21 protein-coding genes and 2 tRNA genes are annotated in these 21,182 nt (G+C 71.4%); 4 read left to right on the forward strand and 19 right to left on the reverse strand.

From position 1 onward, the window contains the following. Nucleotides 1–13: 13 nt before the first annotated feature. From ASG88_RS02250 to ASG88_RS02315, 14 genes are all read right to left on the reverse strand, one after another. Entirely contained in the window at nucleotides 14–808 is a 795-nt protein-coding gene (locus ASG88_RS02250) for a hypothetical protein (protein ID WP_056885752.1), read from the reverse strand. A gap of 140 nt (nucleotides 809–948) precedes the next feature. Then, nucleotides 949–2,001 carry a hypothetical protein gene (locus tag ASG88_RS02255; RefSeq protein ID WP_056885753.1) on the reverse strand — a complete coding sequence of 351 codons (1,053 nt, stop codon included), beginning with the start codon at nucleotides 1,999–2,001 and terminating at the stop codon, nucleotides 949–951. Nucleotides 2,002–2,122: 121 nt separating this feature from the next. Then, complete coding sequence (gene clpX, locus ASG88_RS02260; protein ID WP_056885754.1) at nucleotides 2,123–3,406, reverse strand: ATP-dependent Clp protease ATP-binding subunit ClpX; 1,284 nt, start codon at nucleotides 3,404–3,406, stop codon at nucleotides 2,123–2,125. Between the two features lie 117 nt (nucleotides 3,407–3,523). After that, the gene (locus ASG88_RS02265; RefSeq protein WP_056885755.1) at nucleotides 3,524–4,135 is read right to left on the reverse strand and encodes an ATP-dependent Clp protease proteolytic subunit; all 612 of its coding nucleotides are present in this window, start codon (nucleotides 4,133–4,135) and stop codon (nucleotides 3,524–3,526) included. 5 nt (nucleotides 4,136–4,140) lie between these two features. Then, on the reverse strand, nucleotides 4,141–4,728 hold the full coding sequence (locus ASG88_RS02270) for an ATP-dependent Clp protease proteolytic subunit (RefSeq protein ID WP_321163821.1): 588 nt from the start codon (nucleotides 4,726–4,728) through the stop codon (nucleotides 4,141–4,143). 148 nt (nucleotides 4,729–4,876) lie between these two features. Then, nucleotides 4,877–6,064, reverse strand: a complete 1,188-nt coding sequence (locus ASG88_RS02275; protein WP_056885757.1) for an alpha/beta hydrolase — start codon at nucleotides 6,062–6,064, stop codon at nucleotides 4,877–4,879. Nucleotides 6,065–6,185: 121 nt separating this feature from the next. After that, nucleotides 6,186–7,601: a trigger factor gene (gene tig / locus ASG88_RS02280; RefSeq protein ID WP_056885758.1), complete on the reverse strand. Its 1,416-nt coding sequence runs from the start codon at nucleotides 7,599–7,601 to the stop codon at nucleotides 6,186–6,188. Nucleotides 7,602–7,796: 195 nt separating this feature from the next. After that, nucleotides 7,797–7,869, reverse strand: a tRNA-Pro gene (locus ASG88_RS02285). Between the two features lie 35 nt (nucleotides 7,870–7,904). Beyond that, nucleotides 7,905–7,978, reverse strand: a tRNA-Gly gene (locus ASG88_RS02290). A gap of 111 nt (nucleotides 7,979–8,089) precedes the next feature. Continuing rightward, nucleotides 8,090–9,172 (reverse strand): PP2C family protein-serine/threonine phosphatase, encoded by a 1,083-nt coding sequence (locus ASG88_RS02295; RefSeq protein ID WP_056885759.1) that lies wholly within the window; start codon nucleotides 9,170–9,172, stop codon nucleotides 8,090–8,092. Then, complete coding sequence (locus tag ASG88_RS02300) at nucleotides 9,169–10,065, reverse strand: Fpg/Nei family DNA glycosylase (RefSeq protein ID WP_056885760.1); 897 nt, start codon at nucleotides 10,063–10,065, stop codon at nucleotides 9,169–9,171. Before ASG88_RS02300 ends, ASG88_RS02295 begins: the two co-directional genes overlap by 4 nt. Then, nucleotides 10,058–10,567: a ribose-5-phosphate isomerase gene (locus ASG88_RS02305; RefSeq protein ID WP_056885761.1), complete on the reverse strand. Its 510-nt coding sequence runs from the start codon at nucleotides 10,565–10,567 to the stop codon at nucleotides 10,058–10,060. Before ASG88_RS02305 ends, ASG88_RS02300 begins: the two co-directional genes overlap by 8 nt. Before the next feature lie 67 nt (nucleotides 10,568–10,634). Beyond that, nucleotides 10,635–11,522, reverse strand: a complete 888-nt coding sequence (locus tag ASG88_RS02310; RefSeq protein ID WP_056885762.1) for an alpha/beta hydrolase — start codon at nucleotides 11,520–11,522, stop codon at nucleotides 10,635–10,637. A gap of 30 nt (nucleotides 11,523–11,552) precedes the next feature. Then, nucleotides 11,553–12,218 (reverse strand): NADPH-dependent F420 reductase, encoded by a 666-nt coding sequence (locus ASG88_RS02315; protein ID WP_056885763.1) that lies wholly within the window; start codon nucleotides 12,216–12,218, stop codon nucleotides 11,553–11,555. Between the two features lie 102 nt (nucleotides 12,219–12,320). On the opposite strand from ASG88_RS02315, the gene ASG88_RS02320 reads away from it, so the two are divergent. After that, the gene (locus tag ASG88_RS02320; RefSeq protein WP_056885764.1) at nucleotides 12,321–12,899 is read left to right on the forward strand and encodes a TetR/AcrR family transcriptional regulator; all 579 of its coding nucleotides are present in this window, start codon (nucleotides 12,321–12,323) and stop codon (nucleotides 12,897–12,899) included. Nucleotides 12,900–12,903: 4 nt separating this feature from the next. Here the strand turns inward: ASG88_RS02320 and ASG88_RS02325 are convergent, their stop codons facing one another. Together ASG88_RS02325 and metG are read right to left on the reverse strand one after the other, a co-directional pair. Further along, nucleotides 12,904–13,380, reverse strand: a complete 477-nt coding sequence (locus ASG88_RS02325; protein ID WP_056885765.1) for a GNAT family N-acetyltransferase — start codon at nucleotides 13,378–13,380, stop codon at nucleotides 12,904–12,906. Beyond that, nucleotides 13,370–15,172, reverse strand: a complete 1,803-nt coding sequence (gene metG / locus ASG88_RS02330; RefSeq protein WP_056885766.1) for a methionine--tRNA ligase — start codon at nucleotides 15,170–15,172, stop codon at nucleotides 13,370–13,372. The genes ASG88_RS02325 and metG overlap by 11 nt, the downstream gene beginning before the upstream one ends. Before the next feature lie 59 nt (nucleotides 15,173–15,231). On the opposite strand from metG, the gene ASG88_RS02335 reads away from it, so the two are divergent. Continuing rightward, nucleotides 15,232–15,912 (forward strand): GOLPH3/VPS74 family protein, encoded by a 681-nt coding sequence (locus ASG88_RS02335; protein WP_056886036.1) that lies wholly within the window; start codon nucleotides 15,232–15,234, stop codon nucleotides 15,910–15,912. Here the strand turns inward: ASG88_RS02335 and ASG88_RS02340 are convergent, their stop codons facing one another. Beyond that, nucleotides 15,913–16,512, reverse strand: coding sequence for a DsbA family protein (locus ASG88_RS02340; protein ID WP_056885767.1), 600 nt, complete (start codon nucleotides 16,510–16,512; stop codon nucleotides 15,913–15,915). It lies immediately after the preceding gene. Between the two features lie 65 nt (nucleotides 16,513–16,577). Here ASG88_RS02340 and pepN point away from each other — a divergent pair, with 65 nt between their 5' ends. Then, nucleotides 16,578–19,121: an aminopeptidase N gene (pepN, locus tag ASG88_RS02345; protein WP_056886037.1), complete on the forward strand. Its 2,544-nt coding sequence runs from the start codon at nucleotides 16,578–16,580 to the stop codon at nucleotides 19,119–19,121. A 59-nt stretch (nucleotides 19,122–19,180) separates the two neighbouring features. On the opposite strand, the gene ASG88_RS02350 is transcribed toward pepN, so the two are convergent. Both ASG88_RS02350 and ASG88_RS23275 read right to left on the reverse strand, forming a co-directional pair. Beyond that, on the reverse strand, nucleotides 19,181–19,588 hold the full coding sequence (locus tag ASG88_RS02350; RefSeq protein ID WP_056885768.1) for a DUF5130 family protein: 408 nt from the start codon (nucleotides 19,586–19,588) through the stop codon (nucleotides 19,181–19,183). Continuing rightward, a complete protein-coding gene (locus ASG88_RS23275) occupies nucleotides 19,566–19,937 on the reverse strand; it encodes a hypothetical protein (RefSeq protein WP_056885769.1) in 372 nt (123 codons plus the stop codon). The genes ASG88_RS02350 and ASG88_RS23275 overlap by 23 nt, the downstream gene beginning before the upstream one ends. A gap of 111 nt (nucleotides 19,938–20,048) precedes the next feature. Between ASG88_RS23275 and ASG88_RS02360 the strand changes: the two genes are divergently transcribed. Next, nucleotides 20,049–21,104, forward strand: a complete 1,056-nt coding sequence (locus tag ASG88_RS02360) for a mechanosensitive ion channel family protein (RefSeq protein ID WP_082599793.1) — start codon at nucleotides 20,049–20,051, stop codon at nucleotides 21,102–21,104. Nucleotides 21,105–21,182: the final 78 nt, after the last annotated feature.

Raw genomic sequence — 21,182 nt, forward strand, 5'->3', positions numbered from 1 at the left:
GCGGCCGGCCCGGTCAGTCCTTCTCGGAGGACCCCGGGTCGGTCGCCGGCACGGCCGGCAGGGCCGGCGTGGTCGTCGTCGCGGAGGTGGGCGACTCCTCGTGCTTGGCCCCCTTGGCCGCGGCCTTCGCCGCGTCCTTGGCGGCCTTCTCGGCCGCCCGGGCCTGCGCCCGGGCGATCTTCTCTGCGGTCTTCGTGGCCTGGCGAGCGGCGGTCTCGGCGTCGATGGCGGCCTTCTCGGCGGCCTTGGCCGCGTCCTTGGCTGCCTTGTCGGCCGCCCGGTCGGCGGCCTTCTCGGCCTTGGTCGCGGCCCGGTCGGCGGCGTCCTGCGCCTTGTCCGTGGCCTTCTCGGCTGCCGTGTCGGCCGCCTCCGTCGCAGTGGTGCTCGCGGTGGTGGTCGCGGTGGTGCTGACCGGCTCCACGACGGTGGAGCCCTCGGTGTCGACCACGGGCTCGACCACGGTGGTGGCCGGGGTCGACGTGACGGTGGTCGTCGGGGCCGCGACCAGCTCGCGGTCCGCGCCACCGGCGGCTGCGGGCGCCCGGACGGCTCGCGCCGTCGAGGTCGCCACCTCAGCGGAGGCGGCGGTGACTGCCACGGGCTCGCGGCCGGTGGCGGCGGACGCCGACGGGGACTCGACGCGTCGCTCCGGAGCGACGGGCGCGGGGGCCTGGGCGGACACCCGCTCGGGCGTGCGGGCGAGAAGCCCCACCAGCGCGTCCGTGCGGATCGCATGACCCAGCATGACGGCGCACAGGACCGACACCATCACGAACGCGAACAGCGGACGCTTGTGCTCTGCACTCACCCGAGGAACCCCCTTGGACCTTCGAGTCCCATTCTCGCCCGGCTCCCGGGTGAATCCGACCATCCGTGGTCCAAATGGCCCGAAAGGACTAGTCCGCCCCTCACCCGAAAGGAGGATGCGAACGATCGGGCCGGGTCAGCTCACCCGATCGGGAGCGGTACAGGGTCGGCGACCTGGGCGCCGTCGGTGGGCGCCGACGCCTCCGGCGCAGCCGGCGGCAGGGCGCCGTCCGTGGCGGACCGGGCGCCGTCGTCGCCCGACACCGGCTCCCCGACCGGCGGAGTGGTCGGGTCGGTGGCGGGATCGGTCGACGACTCGGTGGTCGGCCCGGGTGCGGGCTCGGGTGCAGGCTCGGGTGCGGGCGTTGACGTGGCCGGGGGCGGGGGCGGGGGCGGCGCGACGAACTGCCGGTCCGCCGGGTCCTCCGGGGCGGGTGTCTCCTCCGCCGGAGGCGTGGCATCGGTGCTCCGTGCCACCTCCTCGGCGTGCTCGACCGCCGCGGCCGCCTCCTGCTGGGCGAGAGCCGCCTCGGCGAGGGCCTTGTCAGCGAGCTTCCGCGCCCGGACGGCGTCGACCAGGGCGGCTGCAGCGACCAGCTCCCCGGCCGGGTCGGTAGCCACGGCCGCGGTCTGGACGGCGACCAGCTGTGCCTGGTCCGCGCGCTCCTGGGCGACCTGCGCCTCGCCGGTCTCCTTGACCGCGCGAGCCACGGCGCGCTCCGCCAGGAAGGCGGCCTCCTCCACCGTGTCGCTCTCGGGATCGCTCGAGGCGGTCCCGTCGGCCTCGGGCATGGTGGGGGCAGTCCCCGGGGCTACCTCGCCGGTCGGTCGACCGGTGGCGTCCTCGGGGGCGTCGGTGGGGGCGTCGGTGGGCGGCGTCGAGGGGGTGGCCGAGCCCGGCCCGTCGCCCGGTGTCGTCTCCGTGACGACGCCCTCGGGGGTCGGCTCGTCGGACTCGACCTCCCCGACGGGCGGGGTCCAGATGGTCGGGTCGTCACTCTCGGGCGGCGCGGTCACGCCTTCCGCATCGATGATGCTGGGGGCGGTGCGTCCGCCCACGGCGCTGCCCGGGCCCTGGGGCGACGCGACGGTGCCACCGCCCGTGTCACCACGGACGGCCTGACCGAGAAGCACGCCACACAGGATCGCCACGACGACGAACGCGAACAGCGGCCCCTTGTGCTCAGCATGCACGGGAGACCCCTTCAGATCGAACGTCTCCAGTGTGCGCGCTCCGCGGCGACAATCCACGTGCCTTGGGTCGATCTGGCCCGAAAGGACTAGACCTGCCTCACCCGATCGGGGGAGGTGAGGCTCAGGCGGACTTCTTCTTCTTGGCCTCGGTCTCGCGCGGCACCAGGGTCGGCGGCACGTCGTCGAGCACCGTGTCCCGGTCGACGATGACGCGGGCGACGTCCTCGCGGGACGGCACGTCGTACATCACGTGGAGGAGGACCTCCTCGATGATGGCGCGCAGACCACGGGCGCCCGTGCCGCGCTCCAGGGCCTTGTCGGCGATGGAGGCGATGGCGTCCTCGGTGAACTCGAGCTCGACGCCATCGAGCTCGAAGAGCTTCTGGTACTGCTTGACGAGGGCGTTGCGCGGCTCGGTGAGGATCTGGACCAGGGCCTCGTTGTCGAGCTTGCTGACGCTCGCGATCAGCGGCAGCCGGCCGATGAACTCGGGGATCAGGCCGAACTTGGTGAGGTCCTCCGGACGGACCAGCGCCATCAGGTCCTCGGCGTCGCGCTCGGCCTGCCCACGCACGTCGGCGGTGAAGCCGAGGGACTTCTTGCCGACCCGCTGCTCCACGATCTGCTCGAGGCCGGCGAAGGCGCCGCCGACGATGAACAGGATGTTGGTGGTGTCGATCTGGATGAACTCCTGGTGGGGGTGCTTGCGCCCGCCCTGCGGAGGCACCGAGGCCGTGGTGCCCTCCAGCATCTTGAGCAGCGCCTGCTGCACGCCCTCGCCGGAGACGTCACGCGTGATCGAGGGGTTCTCCGCCTTGCGGGCCACCTTGTCGATCTCGTCGATGTAGATGATGCCGGTCTCGGCCTTCTTCACGTCGTAGTCGGCGGCCTGGATGAGCTTGAGGAGGATGTTCTCGACGTCCTCACCCACGTAGCCGGCCTCCGTCAACGCGGTCGCGTCGGCGATCGCGAAGGGGACGTTGAGCATCCGGGCCAGCGTCTGCGCGAGGTAGGTCTTGCCGCAGCCGGTGGGCCCGATGACCAGGATGTTGGACTTGGAGACCTCGACGGCCTCGTCCTTGGTGTGCTTGCCACCGACGGGCTGGAGCCCGGCCTGCACCCGCTTGTAGTGGTTGTAGACCGCCACGGCCAGGGACTTCTTGGCGTGCTCCTGGCCGATCACGTAGGAGTTGAGGAACTCGAAGATCTCGCGCGGCTTGGGCAGCTCGTCGAGACTGACCTCGCTGCCCTCGGCGAGCTCCTCCTCGATGATCTCGTTGCAGAGCTCGATGCACTCATCGCAGATGTAGACGTTGGGTCCAGCGATGAGCTTCTTGACCTGCTTCTGGCTCTTGCCGCAGAAGTTGCACTTCAGCAGGTCGCCGCCGTCACCGATACGAGCCACGGGTTGTGTCCTCCGGTCCTGCCGGGTCGGGTCCCGGCGATTTCAAACTCCTCGACGGTACCCCGTGCCGGCCCCGCTCGGGGGCCGGACACGAAGCAACGTCCATGACTGCTGTGCTCAGCTGGTGAGAGCGGGGGTGCCCTTGCGGGACTCGATCACCTGGTCGATGAGGCCGTACTCCACGGCACCCTCGGCGGTGAGGATCTTGTCACGCTCGATGTCGGAGCTCACCTGCTCGAGGCTCTTGCCGGTGTGCTCGGAGATCATCTTCTCGAGGAGCTCGCGCATCCGGAGGATCTCGTTGGCCTGGATCTCGATGTCGGAGGTCTGGCCGAACGTGCCCTCGGTGTAGGGCTGGTGGATCAGGATGCGGCTGTTGGGCAGGGCGAGGCGCTTGCCCTTGGTGCCGGCGGCCAGCAGGATCGCGGCGGCCGAGGCGGCCTGGCCGAGGCAGACCGTCTGCACGTCGGGCTTGATGAACTTCATCGTGTCGTAGATGGCCGTCAGCGCGGTGAAGGAGCCGCCGGGGCTGTTGATGTAGATGCTGATGTCCTGGTCGGGGTTCATCGTCTCCAGGCACATCAGCTGGGCGATGACCGCGTTGGCCACGTCGTCGCTGATCGGCGTGCCGAGGTAGATGATGCGCTCCTCGAACAGCTTGGCGTAGGGGTCGATGCGCCGGAACCCGTAGGACGTGCGCTCTTCCCACTGGGGGATGTAGTAGTTCATGGGGGTCAGTCCTTCTGCCGCGCGGGGCGGCCCTCGTCTGCGGCCTCGCGGGCGTTGGTCACGACCTTGTCGACCAGGCCGTACTCCACCGCCTGGTCGGCGGTGAACCAGCGGTCGCGGTCGGCGTCGGCGATGACCTGCTCGACGGGTTGGCCGGTGTGCTCGGAGATGAGGTCGAGCAGCACCTTCTTGATGTGCAGCGACTGCTGGGCCTGGATCTTGATGTCCGAGGCCGAGCCGCCCATGCCGGAGGACGGCTGGTGCATCATGATGCGCGCGTGCGGCAGGGCGTAGCGCTTGCCCTTGGTGCCGGCGCACAGGAGGAACTGCCCCATCGAGGCGGCCAGGCCCATGCCGACCGTGGCCACGTCGTTGGGGATGTAGTTCATCGTGTCGTAGATCGCCATGCCGGCGTCCACGGAGCCACCGGGGCTGTTGATGTGCAGGAAGATGTCGGCGTCGGGGTCCTCGGCCGAGAGCAGCAGCAGCTGGGCGCAGATCGCGTTGGCGTTCTGGTCGCGCACCTCGGAACCGAGGAAGACGATCCGCTCGCGGAGGAGCCGCTGGTAGATGTGGTCGTCGAGTCCGTACATCGACCCGGCGCCGTTCATCTCGGGCGAGAGAGCTGGGCTGGAGTTCTGGTTCACGTCAGCGACACTAGCCCGAAGCACGGACACTTCCACGCGATAACCACCCCTGTTCGCCCACAGCGGATTCGGTCGCGTCGACGGGAAGGTCCGCTCAGGCGAGCCAGTCGCGCAGTGCCTCGTGCACACGGGGATGGTTGAGCAGGTCGAAGTGGCCGGCGCCGCCGACGTGCAGCACGTCCGCCCCCGGGAACAGCTCGACCGAGCCTCCCCTCCCGAACGCCGACGGCACGCGGACGAGGCAGTCCCCGAGCACGGCGCCCACGGGGTGGCGCGGCGAGCGCGTGAGGGTGGCCGCGACGAGGCGGTAGCGCGCGTGCGGGAGCGGCGGCACGTCCTGCGTGAGCCCGTGCACCAGGTCGTGGACACCGACCGAGCGCCAGTCGAGGATCCGGCCGAACGCCGCGGACTCGGGCACCAGCCCCAGCGCCCGGCTGCCGGCGCCGACCCCGCTGGCGACCGGCGACCCGAGGTGGGGGGTGCCGAGGGTGACCACGTCGGTGACCCGGTCGACCCAGCGGTCGTCGCACTCGTCCACCACGTCGGCGGCGGCCCGCAGGACCAGTCCACCCATCGAGTGGCCCACCAGCGCGATCCTCTCCACGGGCACCGGCCAGGCGCGGGTCAGCTGCTGGAGCACCGCGGTGAGGGCCGCGCCGTTGGCGCGCAGGGTCAGCCCGGTGTTGGCGCGCAGCAGCACCGGCGTCCAGCCGCGGGCGGCCAGCGCCTCGGCGTACGTCGTCCCGTGGACCTCGCGTCCCCTCTCCCAGTTGGACTCGTCCTCGCAGAGACCGTGCAGGAGGACGACGAGCCGCCCGGTGGCGTCGGGGTACGCCGCGCGCACGCCGTCATCGGTCAGCTCGACGTCGCTTCCGTCGACTCGCACCGCCATCGGGATCGCCCACCGGGGGCGCTCCTCGGCCAGCCGGTCCCCGATCAGGCCGTTGACGGCCGCCCGGAGGAAGCGTCCGCGACGATGGTCGTCGAGCCGGCCCCCGGGCCGCGCGTCGAGCCCCGCCGAGGCCGCCGCGTCCAGGCCCCTGCCGACGGCGCGCAGGCCGGCGCCGAGCCCGGCGTACACGCCCGATGCCACGGCGCGGTGGGCCCGTCCGGGCACGGCCGCGGACGCCCCGAGGGGCCGGTCGAGCAGCCCGTGGACGCGGTCGACGACGGCCAGGTGGGTGTCCCGGACGGTCTTGACCGCCAAGTCGTCGACCACCTCGGCGACCAGTGACAGCGCGTCGAGCAGGCCGGGTCCGGTGGCGGTGCTGGGTGCGGTCACGCGACCACCCTAGGCGATTCAGTGGACGCCTGTGCACTCACAAGCTTGCGCAGGGAGCACGACGGGGCGCCCGGATCTCTCCGGACGCCCCGTCGGGGTGGTGCTGCGTTGTTGTGGCCGATCAGGCCGGGGCCGACTCCTCGGAGTCCTCGGAGTCCTCGGAGGCCTCGGGGGCGTCCGTGGCCTCGTCGACCGCAGGTGCCGGCTCACCGATCGTGCCGTCGGGCTGCAGGTTCTTGAGCTCGACCACGTTGCCCGACGCGTCCTTGACGGTCGCCGTCTCGACGATCGCGGCCAGCGCCTTGCCGCGCAGGATCTCCTGCACGAGCTCGGGGATGTGGTTGTGCTCGAACATGTGGTTGGCGAACTCCTGCGGGTCCTGCCCGGACTGCTGGGCCCGGCGCACGAGGTGCGAGGAGAGGTCCTGCTGGTCGACCCCGAGCTCCTCCTTCTTCGCAATCGCGTCCAGGATGAACTGGGCGGCGATGGCGTCACGCACGCGGCGGTCGAGGTCGGCCTCGAACTCCTCGGCGGTCTGGCCCTCGTCCTCGAGGTACTTCTCCATCGTGAGGCCGGAGTAGACGAGCTGCTGCTCGACGTTCTCGCGGCGCGCGTTGAGCTCGTCGGTGACCATGGTCTCGGGGAGCGGGATCGAGACCTTCTCGAGCAGGGCCTCGAGGACGGCGTCGCGCGCGGCGGCAGCCTGCTCGAGGCGCTTGCCGCGGCCGAGGCGCTCGCGCACGTCGGCGGTCAGCTCGTCGGCGGTGTCGAACTCGGAGGCCATCTGGGCGAACTCGTCGTCGACCTCGGGGAGCTGCTGCTCCTGCACGCCGGTGACCTTGACGGTGACGTCGACGTCCTCGCCGACCAGGTCACCGCCCACCAGCTGGGAGGAGAAGGTCTTCTCCTCGTCGGCCTTCATGCCGAGCAGGGCCTCGTCGAGGCCGTCGAGCATGCCGCCGCGGCCGACCTTGTAGGACATGCCGGAGACCTCGCCGCCCTCGACCGCCTCGCCCTCCTTGGCGGCGGTCAGGTCGATGGTCACGAAGTCGCCGTCGGCGGCCTCGCGCTCCACCTCGGTGAGGGTGCCGAAGCGCTCGCGCAGCGCCTGGACCTGCTCATCGACGTCGGCGTCGCTGACCTCGACGTCCTCGACCTCGGCCTCGATGCCCTCGTAGGAGGGGAGCTCGAACTGCGGCTTGACGTCGACCTCGGCGGTGAACTCCAGGCCGTCGTTGTCCTCGAACTTGGTGACCTCGATCTCGGGCTGCGCCAGCGGCTCGAGCTCGTTCTCCTGGAGCGCCTCCATGTACTTCGCGGGGACGACCTCGTTGATGGCCTCGTCGAGGACGACGCCACGGCCGACCTGGCGGTCGATGACCGCCGGCGGCACCTTGCCGCGGCGGAAGCCGGGCACGTTGATCTGCTGAGCGATCTTCTTGTAGGCCGCGTCGAGGCTCGGCTTGAGCTCCTCAAAGGGCACCTCGACAGTCAGCTTGGCCCGGGTCGGGGTCAAGTTCTCGACGGCGCTCTTCACAGGTTGTCTCCTCAATGTCTTCGTTGTCCCGAGCGGTGCGCGGGAACCGGTGTGGTCGTCGGGGCGACGGGCGCCGTGCGCCTGTCGTGCTCCCGGCATCAGGGAAGCCTACTGGCCACGCGACACGCCGCCGAAATCCGCCGAGGGCCCCGTGACACGGACGTGACGGGAGTGGCCGGTGTGCCGGTGGAACCGTCGGGGCGACAGGACTCGAACCTGCGGTCTCCTGCTCCCAAAGCAGGCGCGCTAGCCACTACGCTACGCCCCGCCAAGTGGGCCTGCTCCGGGCGGAGAAAGCCTGCTTGGAGCGGATGACGGGAATCGAACCCGCGTGATCAGTTTGGAAGACTGAGGCTCTACCATTGAGCTACATCCGCGTGCCCCCGACGGAGGTGGCGAGACCGCCGCCGAGTGCGGTGTCATGGTGCCACACGCGATGACTCCCGCCACAACCGAGCCACCGATCCACGGCTCGCCGGAGGCGCCGCTCAGCGGCGGTGGACCAGCAGGAGCGCCCGGTCGTCGTTGCGCGAGCCGAGGGCCTCGATGAGGCGCGTCGCACCGCCCTCGAAGTCGCCGCGCAGCAGCCGCTCGGCCTGGCCGAGCATCTTGTCGACGCCGAGCATGATGTCGCGGTCGGACGTCTCCACCATGCCGTCGGTGTAGAGGAGGAGGACGTCGCCGTGCTTGAGGACGCCCTCGACCCCGTCGTACGTCGTCCCCTCGATGAGGCCGAGGAGCGGACCCTCGGCCTCGAGCACCGACCACCGTCCGGACCCGGCGTTGCGCAGGGCGGCGGGCGGGTGGCCCGCCGAGCGGACGGAGTAGTGCCCGGTGTCGAGGTCGAGCGACAGGTGGACGGCCGAGGCGAAGCCCTCGTCCCACTCCTGGTCGAGGAGGAAGTCGTTGGCGGCCACGAGGAAGTCCTCCGGCGGGAGCGCCCGCAGCAGGCCACCGAGGGCACCGGAGAGGAGCAGGGCACGGGTGCCGGCCCCCTCCCCCTTGCCGGAGACGTCGACCACGACGACGTCGAGGCGGTCGTCGTGTCGGGCCGCGACCACGAAGTCGCCGGCGAAGGCCGTGCCGCCGGCCGAGCGCAGCTCGCTGCCGACGTGCCAGCCCTCCGGCAGCGCCGGGATGCGGCCCTGCTTGAGGATGCGGTCCCGCAGGTCGACCAGCATCGACTCCCCCCGCAGCCCGGCCACGCCCAGCCGGGAGCGGCGGAAGCTGGACAGCAGGATGATGAAGCCGATCGTGAAGACGACCAGCACCGTCACGGCGATGCGCCTGTTGATGATCGGCTGGTAGGGCACGAGAACGGCCAGCAGGAGCAGCACGAACACCACGAACCACGGCAGCTGGCGCGGGCCGAGCACGAGGCTGCCCACCACCATCGGCAGGATCAGGACGGTGATCGGCGCCCACAGGGGCAGCTCCAGGATCGCCAGCCCCATCGCCAGGGTCAGGACCACCAGCACCACCAGCGTCCGCGTCTCCGAGGGCAGCACGCGATGCAGCCAGTCCTCGAAGCGGCGGCCGATGCTCGGCGCGCCGGAACGGGATGTGCTCATGTCCTGGATCCTCGCGCGGGGGGTGGAGAGGACTGTACGGCCCGGGAGCGGAACCGGGGCTGACATCGCGCACACCAGAACACATTGCGTCCGGCCAGCACCTCGGTGCGCACGGTGGCGCCGCACACCAGGCAGGGCTGGGAGGTGCGCCGGTAGACGTAGACCTCGCCGCCGTGGTCGTCGACGCGGGGCTCGCGGCCCATGGCCTCCGGCGTGTGCTCGGGACGCACGGTGTCGATCCGGTTCGCGACCACGCCCTCCCCCATCAGGACGACGAGGTCGTCCCAGATCGCCCGCCACTGGCCGACCCGCAGGGTCGCGCCGGGCCGCAGCGGGTGGAGCCCGTGCCGGAACAGCACCTCGGCCCGGTAGACGTTGCCCACCCCCGCCAGCACGGCCTGGTCCATGAGCAGGTCGCCGATCGGGCGCTGGCTGGCCTTGATGCGGCGCCAGGCACGCTGGGGGTCGGCGTCGACGCGCAGCGGGTCGGGTCCGAGCCGGGCGAGGATCTCGTCGCGCCTGGCCAGCCCGATGAGCTCGCACTGCGTGGCGCCGCGGAGGTCGGCGTACGCCGCCGTGCCCGACCCGCTCACGCCGTCGCCGGGGGCGACGATGCGGAGCCGGACCTGGCCGACCGGCGGCGGCACCTCGTCGACGCCGGTGTGCACGTCGAAGGTGCCGATCAGCCCGAGGTGCACGTGGACGAGGTGGTCGTGCTCGAGCTCGACGAAGAGGTGCTTGCCCGCGGAGTCGGCGCCCACGAGCACGCTGCCGTCGACGACGGCGGCATCGGCGGCGAAGCGTCCCTGGGGACTGCCGACGCGCACGCGCCGGCCCGCGAAGGCGGTGTCGAGGTCGGAGGCGAGCCGCCGGAGGGTGTGCCCCTCAGGCACCCGCGGAGCCCTGGAGAGCCGAGGCGGGCAGGGGCGGCAGCTCGCCGTTGGTGTCGTAGGTCGTGAGCTGGCCGATCCGGCGGACGTGGCGCTCGTCCTCGGTGAACGGCGTCGAGAGGAAGACCTCCACGAAGCGCACCATGTCCTCCACGGAGTGCATGCGACCGCCGACCGAGACGACGTTGGCGTCGTTGTGCTCGCGGGCCAGGACCGCGGTCTCCTCCGACCACACCAGGGCGCACCGGATGCCCTCGACCTTGTTGGCGGCCATCTGCTCACCGTTGCCCGAGCCGCCGATCACCACGCCGAAGCTGTCGAGCCCCTCGGCCCGGTCGCCCGCGACACCTTCGGCCGCCCGCAGGCAGAAGCACGGGTAGTCGTCGAGGGCGTCGTAGACGAAGGGGCCGTGGTCGACGGGCTCGTAGCCGTGGTCGACGAGCCAGGTCATCAGGTGGTCCTTGAGCTCGAGGCCGGCGTGGTCGGAGCCGAGGTGTACGCGCATGCCCAGATCATCTCAAGCCCCCTCGCCGCAAGCGGCTGCGGGGCTTCGCACGCCGGTTCCGCCTCGACTACGTCGAGTCGAAACCGGCGCGCTCGAGGTGCTGGTCGAGGAACCCTGAGACCTGCCTCACGAGCGGTTCGGACGCGGTGAAGGTGTCGTGCCGGTAGAAGCCGTGGGTCTGCCCGAGGCACCGGATGCCGACGGTCTCGACGCCCTCCTCGGCGAGCCTGCGGGCCAGCTCCTCGCCCTCGTCACGGAGCGGGTCGTGCTCGGCGGTGGCGACCAGGGTCGGCGGCAGCGTCGCGAGGCGGTCGGAGCGCAGCGGGGCGACGTCGGGGTCGTCCCAGGCCGCCTCGTCGGCGTACTGCTCCCAGTACCACCGCGCCTCGGCGGGGTCGAAGCCGCTGGCCGCGCCCTCGTCGTACGACGGGTGGCCGGCGCGCGGCTCGAGGAACGGGTAGACGAGGGCCGCGGCCGCGAACAGGCCGGGGTGCCGCAGCGCGGCCACCAGCGCGAGGTTGGCGCCGGCGGAGTCGCCGTGGACGGCCCAGCGACCCGGCAGGTCCTGCCGGCCCAGCCACCCCAGGACCGTGTCGACGTCGTCGGGCGCGGCGGGGAACCGGTGCTCGGGGGGTCGCCGGTAGTCCACGCTCAGCACCCGGCGGCCGCACCGGTTGGCGAGCCGGCGGCTGAAGCCGTCGTGGACGTCCACGTCGTTGAAGACGAATCCGCCGCCGTGCAGGTGCACCACCACACCGTCCCCCGCCCCGGTCGGGACGTAGAGGCGGCACGGCACGCCGTCGGCGTCCACCTCCTCGACCTCGCCGACCTCCTCGCGGGGCAGCCGGAGGCTGGCCCGGCGTACCTCCTCGCGGTGGGCGGCCAGGTCGAAGCCGGGAGCTCGGAAGTCGGGACCGGTGTCGGCCGCCACGGCCGCGCGCACCTCGGGATACATGCCGGCCAGTCTGCCGTGGCCTCCGAGCGGTCAGCGCACGATCTTGAAGTTGAACGTCGCGGTGCCGAGCGAGCCCATGAGTCGCAGCCACACCGGCAGGAGCATCTCGGTGCCGCGCGCGGTGGTGATGTCACCGAGGTCGATCACGTCCGTGTGCCCGAACTCCGTGAGCATCTCGGTCGCCACCGCCTTGGCCTCGGCGTCGTCGCCGGACACGAAGACCGTGCTGGCCTCGGGCAGGCCGTCGGGGCGCACCATCAGGTCGGCGGTGAGGGTGTTGAGCGTCTTCACGACGCGCGCGCCGGGGAACGCCCGCTGGATCTGCTCCCCCAGCGAGTCGGTGTCCTTGACGAAGAGGGTGGGTGGGAACCCGGCCGAGAAGTCCAGCGGGTTGCTGATGTCCACCAGGACCTTGCCGTCCAGGTTGTCGGCACCGGCGGCGGCCAGCAGGTCGAGCGCGGCGAGACCGCTGCCCGCGTGGACGACGACCTCGGCCCCGGCGGCAGCCTCGGCGAAGGTCGCCAGCGCGACGTCCCCGTGCTTCGCGGCCCAGGCGGCGTACGGCGCGTCGCCGTCGGTGCGGGCGAGGGTCGCGGCGGGGTCCCGGGTGCCGACGACGACGTCGTGGCCGAGCTCGGCGAGGCGACCGGCGATGGCGCGACCGACCATGCCGGTGCCGAGGACTGCGTACTTCATGGGTTCCTCCAGGGGAGAGCGGGCGGCCAGGCAGACAGATCTGTCTGCCTGGTCGAGACGCTAGCAGACAGATCTGTCTACTCACAAGGTAGGGTGGCCACCATGTCCTCCCCCACCGTCGCTCCTACCGCGCGCGAGCGGATCCTCACGACCGCGTTCGCGCTGTTCTACGCGCACGGCATCCGCGGCGTGGGGATCGACCGGATCATCGCGGAGTCCGGCGTCGCCAAGGCGACCTTCTACAAGCACTTCCCCGCCAAGGACGACCTCGTGCTCGCCTACCTCGACCGGGTCGACGAGGCCTGGTCCGGGCAGCTCCACGAGGCGGCCGCGGCGGCAGGCCCCGACCCGGCAGCGCAGCTGGTGGGCGCCTTCGACGCGCTGGGCAACGCGTGCCGCCGCGACGGCTACCGCGGGTGCGCGTTCATCAACGCGGCCGCCGAGAACCCAGCCGGCAGCCGCATCCACGACCGCACCCTCGCCCACAAGGAGGCCGTGCGCTCCTGGCTGACCGGGCTGGCCGACGAGGCGGGCGCACCGGATCCCTCCGGCCTGGCCCGCACCCTCACCCTGCTGCTGGACGGCGGACTGGCCAGCGGCGCCCTCGACGCCCAGCCCGACGCACCGGTCGCGGCCCGTGCCGCGGCGGCCGCGCTCGTCACCGGGGCGACCGCCCGCTGACCGGTCACGAAGGCGAGCGCAGGTCCTTCTCGAACCACCAGCCGGCGTCGGGGTTGCCGTTGTAGTCCTCGACCTCGCGGTAGCCCGACGAGCGGTAGAGCGCGACGGCCGGTGCCATGTCGCGGCCCGTGTCCAGCCGGGCCACGGACGCACCGAGGGCCATCGCCTCGGCCTCGAGGCGGGCGACCAGGAGACGGGCCAGACCGGCGCCGCGCGCCGACGGGTCGACGTACATCCGCTTGACCTCGGCGACGTCGGGCGAGAGCAGGCGCACGCCACCGCAGGCGACGGCCTCGTCGCCGCGCCAGCCGACCAGCCAGGCGCCGTACGGCGGGCGGAGCTGGTCGGGCGTCACCCCACCGGCCCAGCCGTGGTTGAGGACCACGCCGAGCGAGACGAGCTCGGCCTCGTAGGCCGCGAGCAGCCGCACCGACTCCACCGAGTCGGCGGAGTCGGTGCGCAGCTCGACGTCAGCCGGCAACGCGGGCCAGCTCCTCCTCGACCACCGACGGGTCCAGCTTGGTGAAGACGGGGGTCGGCTTGTCGACCTTCGCGCCGACCGTGACGGGCCGCGACGCCCACGCCGGGGTCGCGGCGTAGTCGCCGGTGATGACGGGGTACGACGTGAGGCCGGCACCGTTGTCCGGCTCGAGCTCGTCGACCTGCTCGATCCGCGGCATCGGCATGAACTCGCCCTCGCCGCCGAGGACCAGGTGCACCTTGTTGGCCGCGTGCGGGAGGAACGGGGACAGCAGCGTGTTGCAGTCGGAGACGCACTGGGCGGCGACGTGCAGGACGGTCGCGAGGCGCTCGCGCTGCGACTCGTCCTTCATCTTGTAGGGCTCGGTGACGGTGACGTACTTGTTCACCTCGCCGACGACCCGCATGGCCTCTGCGACGGCGGCGCGGAGGCGGTGCCGACCTAGGAGGTCGCCGACCGTCTCGAAGCCGCCCCGGACCGCGGCGAGCACGGCCTCGTCGACCGGCTCGAGCGCCCCTGCCGCCGGGATCTCGCCGAAGCTCTTGGCGATCATCGTGGCCGTGCGGTTGACGAGGTTGCCCCAGCCCGCGACCAGCTCGGAGTTGTTGCGGGTCACGAACTCGGCCCACGTGAAGGCGGCGTCCGAGGTCTCGGGGCCGGCCGCACAGATGAAGTAGCGCAGCGGGTCGGGCCCGTAGCGGGCCAGGAAATCGCCGACGTAGAGCACGTGACCGCGCGAGGTGGAGAACTGCTGGTCGCCCATCGTGAGGTACTCCGAGGAGACGACCTCGGTGGGCAGGTTGAGGACGCCGTACTCCCCCGGCTCGCCGCCACGCGAGCCCTGGCCGTTGTAGGCGAGGAGCTCGGCGGGCCAGATCTGGGAGTGGAAGACGATGTTGTCCTTGCCCATGAAGTAGTAGGACAGCGCCTCCGGGTCGTTCCACCAGGCGCGCCACGCCTCGGGGTCGCCGGAGCGTCGCGCCCACTCGATGGAGGCGGAGAGGTAGCCGATGACCGCGTCGAACCACACGTAGAGCCGCTTGGTCGGCTGGTCCTCCCATCCCGGGACCGGGATGCCCCAGTCGATGTCGCGCGTCATCGCGCGCGGCCGGATCTCCTTGAGGATGTTCTGGCTGAACTTGATGACGTTGGGGCGCCAGTGCCCCTCGGCCTCGCGGGCGTCCAGCCACACCTTCAGCGCGTCGGCGAGCGCCGGCAGGTCGAGGAGGAAGTGCTGGGTGTCGACGAAGTCCGGCGTCTCCCCGTTGATCTTGGAGCGCGGGTTGACCAGGTCGGTCGCGTCGAGCTGGTTGCCGCAGTTGTCGCACTGGTCGCCGCGCGCGTCGCCGTAGCCGCAGATCGGGCAGGTGCCCTCGATGTAGCGGTCGGGCAGGGTGCGACCCGTCGACGGGCTGATGGCGGCCTGCGTCGTCTGCTCGACCATGTAGCCGTTGGCCAGCACGGTGCGGAACATCTCCTGCACGACGCCGTAGTGGTTGCCGGTCGTGGTGCGGGTGAAGAGGTCGTACGACAGGCCGAGGTCGGCGAGGTCGTTGACGATGACCGCGTTGTTCTTGTCGGCGAGGTCCTTGGCGCTGACGCCCTCCTTGTCGGCCGTGACCAGGATCGGGGTGCCGTGCTCGTCGGTGCCGCTGACCATCAGGACCTCGTGGCCCGCCATCCGCATGTATCGGGAGAAGACGTCGGAGGGCACGCCGAAGCCGGCGACGTGGCCGATGTGGCGCGGGCCGTTGGCGTACGGCCAGGCGACTGCGGAGAGGACATGGGTCATGGGGGGAATCCTAGTGAGGGGTCGCCACCACGTTTCACCGCGTGGCTAGCGTGGTCGGCATGCAGACGCTGATCGCCGAGGACCTCCTGCTCCTCCTGCTCGACGATGCCAAGGGGACCCTTGCCGCCTCGGACAAGGTCCAGCCGTTGCTGGGTGGCGCACTCCTCCTCGAGCTGGCCCTCGCCGGGCGCGTCGGGGTGGTCGAGAGGACGAGTCGCTGGACCTCGGCCAAGGTCGCCGTGACGGGCACCCCGCCGGGCGAGCCGCTGCTCGACGAGGCGATGGCCCGGGTGGCCGAGAAGCCCCGCTCCGCCCAGGACCTCGTCGACCGGCTGGGCAAGGGCACCCGGGACGTGCTGCTCGACCGTCTCGCGGCGCGCGGGCTCGTCGAGCGCCGCGACGACAAGGTGCTGGGGCTCTTCCCGCACACCACGTGGCCCGCGCGCGACGCCCGCCACGAGGAGTCGGTGCGGGCGTTGCTCCAGGGCGCGCTGGTGCAGGGCCTCACGCCCGACGCCCGGACCTCGGCACTGATCGCGCTCCTCGCGGCGATCGACCACGCCCACAAGGTCGTCGACCGGGGCGACCTGCCGGCCCGGACGGTGAAGGCGCGCGCCCAGGAGGTCGCCGACGGGGCGTGGGCCGCGAAGGCCGTGCGGGACGCCGTGGTGGCGGCGCAGGCCGCGATCGCGGCGGCGGTCACGGCGAGCGTCGCCGCGACCACCGCCGGCAGCAGCTGATCAGCTGAAGTCGAGGTCCCCGGTGCGGGTGCGCTTCAGCTCGTAGAAGTACGGGAACTTCGCGACCGCCACGGTGCCGTCCCACAGGTCCAGTGCGTCCTGGCCGCGCGGGATCTGGCTCAGCACGGGACCGAAGAACGCGGCGCCCTCGATGTGGATCGTCGGCGTGCCGACCTCGTCGCCGACGGCGTCCATGCCCTCGTGGTGCGACTCGGCCACGGCACCGTCCAGCGAGGTGTCGTCCATGGCGTCGACCAGGTCGGCGTCCATGCCGGCCTCGGCCAGCGCAGCAACGACCATGTCGCGGTCCAGGTCGGCCTTCTGGAGGTGGATCCGGTTGCCCATCGCGGTGTAGAGGTCGAGCAGGCGCTCGTTGCCGTGGCGCTCCTCGGCGGCGATGCAGACCCGCACGGGGCCCCACGCCGGCTCGAGCATCCGGCGGTAGTCGTCGGGGATGTCCTTGTCCTTGTTGAGGTAGGCGAGGGACATCACGTGCCACGTGACGTCGATGTCGCGCTGCTGCTCCACCTCGAGGATCCACCGCGAGGTGATCCATGCGAACGGGCAGAGCGGGTCGAACCAGAAGTCAGCCTTGGTCATGTCGTGCCTCAACCACAGGACGGGTCACTCGATTCCCGTTGGCGTCGAGTGGTTGGATGACCGGCATGCCTGGAACCAACCTCACCCGGGACGAGGCCGCCACCCGCGCCGCCCTCCTGGACGTCGCGTCGTACGCCGTGGAACTCGACCTCACGACCGGTGACGCGACCTTCGCCTCCACGACCACCCTCGAGTTCACCTGCCGGGAGCCCGGCAGTGCGACCTTCGCCGACCTCGTCGACGCGACGGTCCACGAGATCACCCTCAACGGGCGGTCCCTTGATCCCGCGACGGCGTACTCCGACAGCCGGATCCAGCTCGACGACCTCCAGGCGACCAACACGCTCGTCGTGCGCGCCGACTGCACCTACAGCAACACCGGCGAGGGCCTGCACCGCTTCGTCGACCCCGCCGACGACCGGGTCTACCTCTACAGCCAGTTCGAGGTGCCGGACGCCCGCCGTGTGTTCACCACGTTCGAGCAGCCCGACCTCAAGTCCGTCTTCACCTTCACCGTGACCGCCCCCGAGTCCTGGAAGGTCGTCTCCAACGCGCCGACTCCCGACCCCGTCACGCAGGGCGACGGCACGGCGGTCTGGAGCTTCCCCGCGACCGAGCGGATGTCGACGTACATCACCGCGATCGTCGCCGGCGAGTACCACGAGGTCCTCGACATGTACGAGGGCAAGTTCGGCAAGATCCCGCTCGGCCACTACTGCCGGCAGTCGCTGGTCGAGTACATGGACACCGACGTGCTCGTCGAGCTCACCAAGCAGAGCTTCGAGTTCTTCGAGGAGAAGTTCGACTTCCCCTACCCGTTCCACAAGTACGACCAGCTCTACGTGCCGGAGTACAACATGGGCGCGATGGAGAACGCCGGCTGCGTGACCCTGCGCGACGAGTACCTCCCCCGCTCGCGGCAGTCCCGCTCGTTCTTCGAGTTCCGCGCGTCGGTCATCACCCACGAGATGGCGCACATGTGGTTCGGCGACCTGGTGACCATGAAGTGGTGGGACGACCTCTGGCTCAACGAGTCGTTCGCCGAGTGGGCCTGCTACTGGTGCGAGGCCGAGGCAACGGAGTACACCGACGCGTGGACCGGCTTCGCCAACGCCCGCAAGCAGACCGGCTACCGCGCCGACCAGCTGCCCTCGACGCACCCGATCGCGGCCGACAACGTCGACCTGCACGCCGTCGAGGTCAACTTCGACATGATCACCTACGCCAAGGGCGCGTCGGTGCTCAAGCAGCTCGTCGCCTGGGTCGGCCTGGACGCCTTCGTCGCCGGCATCCGCCAGTACTTCAAGGACCACGCGTTCGGCAACACCGAGTTCTCGGACCTGCTGGCCGCGCTGGAGAAGTCGTCGGGGCGTGAGCTCACCTCGTGGGCGCAGGAGTGGCTCCAGACGGCGGGCGTCAACACCCTCGCCCCGTCCTTCGAGCTCGACGCCGACGGCAAGTACGCGTCGTTCTCCGTCACCCAGACCGCGCACGCGGACTGGCCGACCCTGCGCCGCCACCGCCTCGGCATCGGCCTGTACGACGACGTCAACGGTGCCCTGGTGCGCCGCGAGTACCTCGAGGTCGACGTCGAGGGCGCGAGCACCGACGTGCCCGCGCTGGTCGGGACGGCCCAGCCGGCCCTGCTGCTCCTCAACGACCAGGACCACGCCTACGCCAAGATCCGCCTCGACGAGCGCTCGCTGGCCACCGTCATCGACGGCCTCTCCCGCGTCGAGGACTCGCTGGCGCGGGCCCTCGTGTGGGGTGCCGCCTGGGACATGACCCGAGACGCCGAGATGGCGACCTCCGACTGGGTCCGCCTGGTGCTGGCCAACATCGGCTCCGAGACCGACGCCTGGGGCGTCACCAAGATCCCCTCGTCCACCGCGCTGGCGGTCAACCGCTACTCCGCGCCCGCCAACCGTGCCGCCCTCAAGGCTGAGTGGGAGCAGGGCCTGCGCGGCCTGCTGCTCGACGCCGAGGCCGGCAGCGACCACCAGCTGACGTTCGCCCGCTCCTACGCCGCTGCCGCCCGCAGCGACGCGGCGTACGACGACCTGCAGGGGCTGCTCGACGGCACCTTCACCGTCGAGGGCCTGGCGGTCGACCAGGACTTCCGCTGGGAGCTGATCACCGCGTTGGCCCGCGGCGGACGCCTCGACGACGCCGGCATCGACGCCGAGCTCGAGCGCGACAACACCATCTCCGGCAAGGAGAAGGCCGCCGCTGCGCGGGTCGCGCAGCCCACGACCGAGGCCAAGGCCGCCGGCTGGTCGGCGATCGTCGACCCGGCCACCCCCAACGAGACGTCGCGGGAGATGGTCTTCTCCATCTTCCGGTCCGACCAGGACGAGGTCGTGGAGCCCTACGTCGAGAAGTTCCTCGACTCCGCGCACACGATCATCGACACGCTGGGCTTCCACAAGGCGTCGGTCGTGCTGGAGTACGGCTTCCCGCTGGCCGTGGGCTCGCCCGCGGTGGTGGCCCGCCTCGACGAGTGGCTCGCCGCGTCGACCGACGCCCCCACGGGCGCGCGGCGCTACGTCGGCGAGGCCCGGGCGGACATCACCCGCGCCCTGGCCGCGCAGGAGCGCGACGCCCGCTGACCCGGACGCACGAAGGCCCCGCTCCCCTCGTGGGGGCGGGGCCTTCGTCGTACGACGCGTCAGCTGCCGGCGTGCAGGGTGTGCTGCGGGCGGGCGTGCTCGGCCAGCATGGCGATGCCACGCGTGAGGCCGCCCACGAAGTCGCCGGCGACGAAGTCCGACCGGAGCTGGAGGACGGCCAGCTCGACCTCGCGGTCGGTGAGGTGGCGGCGCACCTCGGTGCCGGTGACCACCTCGATGGCCCGCACGGTCGGGTCGACCAGCAGCAGCAGGCTGCGGGCGGGCGCGACCAGGCTGGCGTGCAGGCGCTGGGCGTAGGCACGCGTGTCGCCCTCGGCGGTGCCGATGAAGACAGAGAACTCGAAGCGGCACAGGGCCTCGGCCGCCCGGATGGACCGGTCGATCTCGGCGCTCTCCCGTGAGCTCAGCTCACGGGTGCGGTTGTCACCAGGTGCCACGAGCTCCACCGGTCTCCTCGGCCTGGACGCCGGACTCGAGCTCCTTGGCACCCTGGCGGGGACCGCCGAACCACTGGTCGTCGGCCGCGCCGGGGGCCAGCTTCTCGCCACGGATCAGCGCCGGGAGGTAGGTGAGCACCGCGATGCCCGCGAAGAGCAGCAGCGGGACGCCACCGAGCAGGAGGAGGGCGTAGAGCATGTCGACGTCGTCGGGGTTGCTCCAACCCTCGGGCACGTCCGCGGAGGCCGGAACCGCGAGACCGGTGAGGGCCACGACGACGGCTGCCGCCGCAGCGCTGGTCAGGCGGCGCGAACGCCGACGGACGGAGATGCTGGACGAGGGCTCGGACGTGATCACGGGGACACGATATCGGCTCCCGCGCGCGCGGCCGCCGCGGTCCTCCCGTCGGATCCGTCACACGCCGTCGCGAGGACTTGGGTTGGCCGCTCAGATCGCCATACTGGCCCGATGCTCTCGCTCAACGATCCCTGCTCCGACGACGCGACCATCTGCAACTTCGTCTACAGCGAGACCGACAGCACGGCGGCCGCCAACGTGGCCGACTGGCTGGTGGGCAAGCCCATGGCGCTGATCGGTCTCGCCCTGCTGGGACTGGTCATCCGGTGGGTCCTCCACCGGGTCATCGACCGGGTGGTCAAGCGGGCCGAGACCGGCATGATGCCCAACCGCTTCAGCCGCGCGATGACCGGCGGCAAGGTCGGCACCGCCCTCAACATCCACGAGTCGGCCGGCGCGACCCGCCGCGTCCAGCGGGCCCAGACGATGGGCACGCTGCTCAAGAGCATCGTCACCGGCATCATCCTGGCCGTCATCGGGACGATGATGCTCAGCGAGATCGGCGTCAACGTGGCCCCGATCATCGCCAGCGCCGGCATCCTCGGGCTCGCCATCGGCTTCGGCGCCCAGAGCCTCGTCTCGGACTTCCTGTCCGGCATCTTCATGATCTTCGAGGACCAGTACGGCGTCGGCGACGAGGTCGACCTCGGGGAGGCCGTCGGGACCGTCGAGGCGGTCAGCCTGCGCGTCACCCGGCTGCGCGACGTCAACGGCACGGTCTGGTACGTCCGCAACGGCGAGATCCTGCGCGTCGGCAACATGAGCCAGAACTGGGCCCGCACGGTCCTGGACATCAGCGTCGCGTACGGCGAGGACGTCGCCCAGGTGCAGCGGGTGCTCGCCGACGTGGCCCACGACCTGTGGGTGGACGAGGACTTCAAGGGCCGGGTCATCGAGGAGCCGTCCGTGTGGGGCGTGCAGGACATCACCCCCGACGCCGTCGTGGTCCGGGTCGCCCTCAAGACCGCCCCCCTCGAGCAGTGGGCCGTGGCGCGCGAGATGCGCCAGCGGATCAAGGCACGCTTCGACCTCGAGGGGATCGAGATGCCGTTCGCGCAGCGCGTCGTGTGGATGCGCTCGGCCGACAGCGAGCCCGCGCAGCCCGAGGTCGACATCGACTCCGCTCCCCCGGCCAAGGGCCCTGCCCAGGCCGAGGGTCCTGCCTGAGCCCGCCTGGACTTCCCGACGACACGACGGCCCGCCCGGGTGATCCGGGCGGGCCGTCGTCCGTGCGAGGGGCGCCCG

Source organism: Nocardioides sp. Soil777, from assembly GCF_001428425.1.
Lineage (GTDB): Bacteria > Actinomycetota > Actinomycetes > Propionibacteriales > Nocardioidaceae > Nocardioides > Nocardioides terrigena.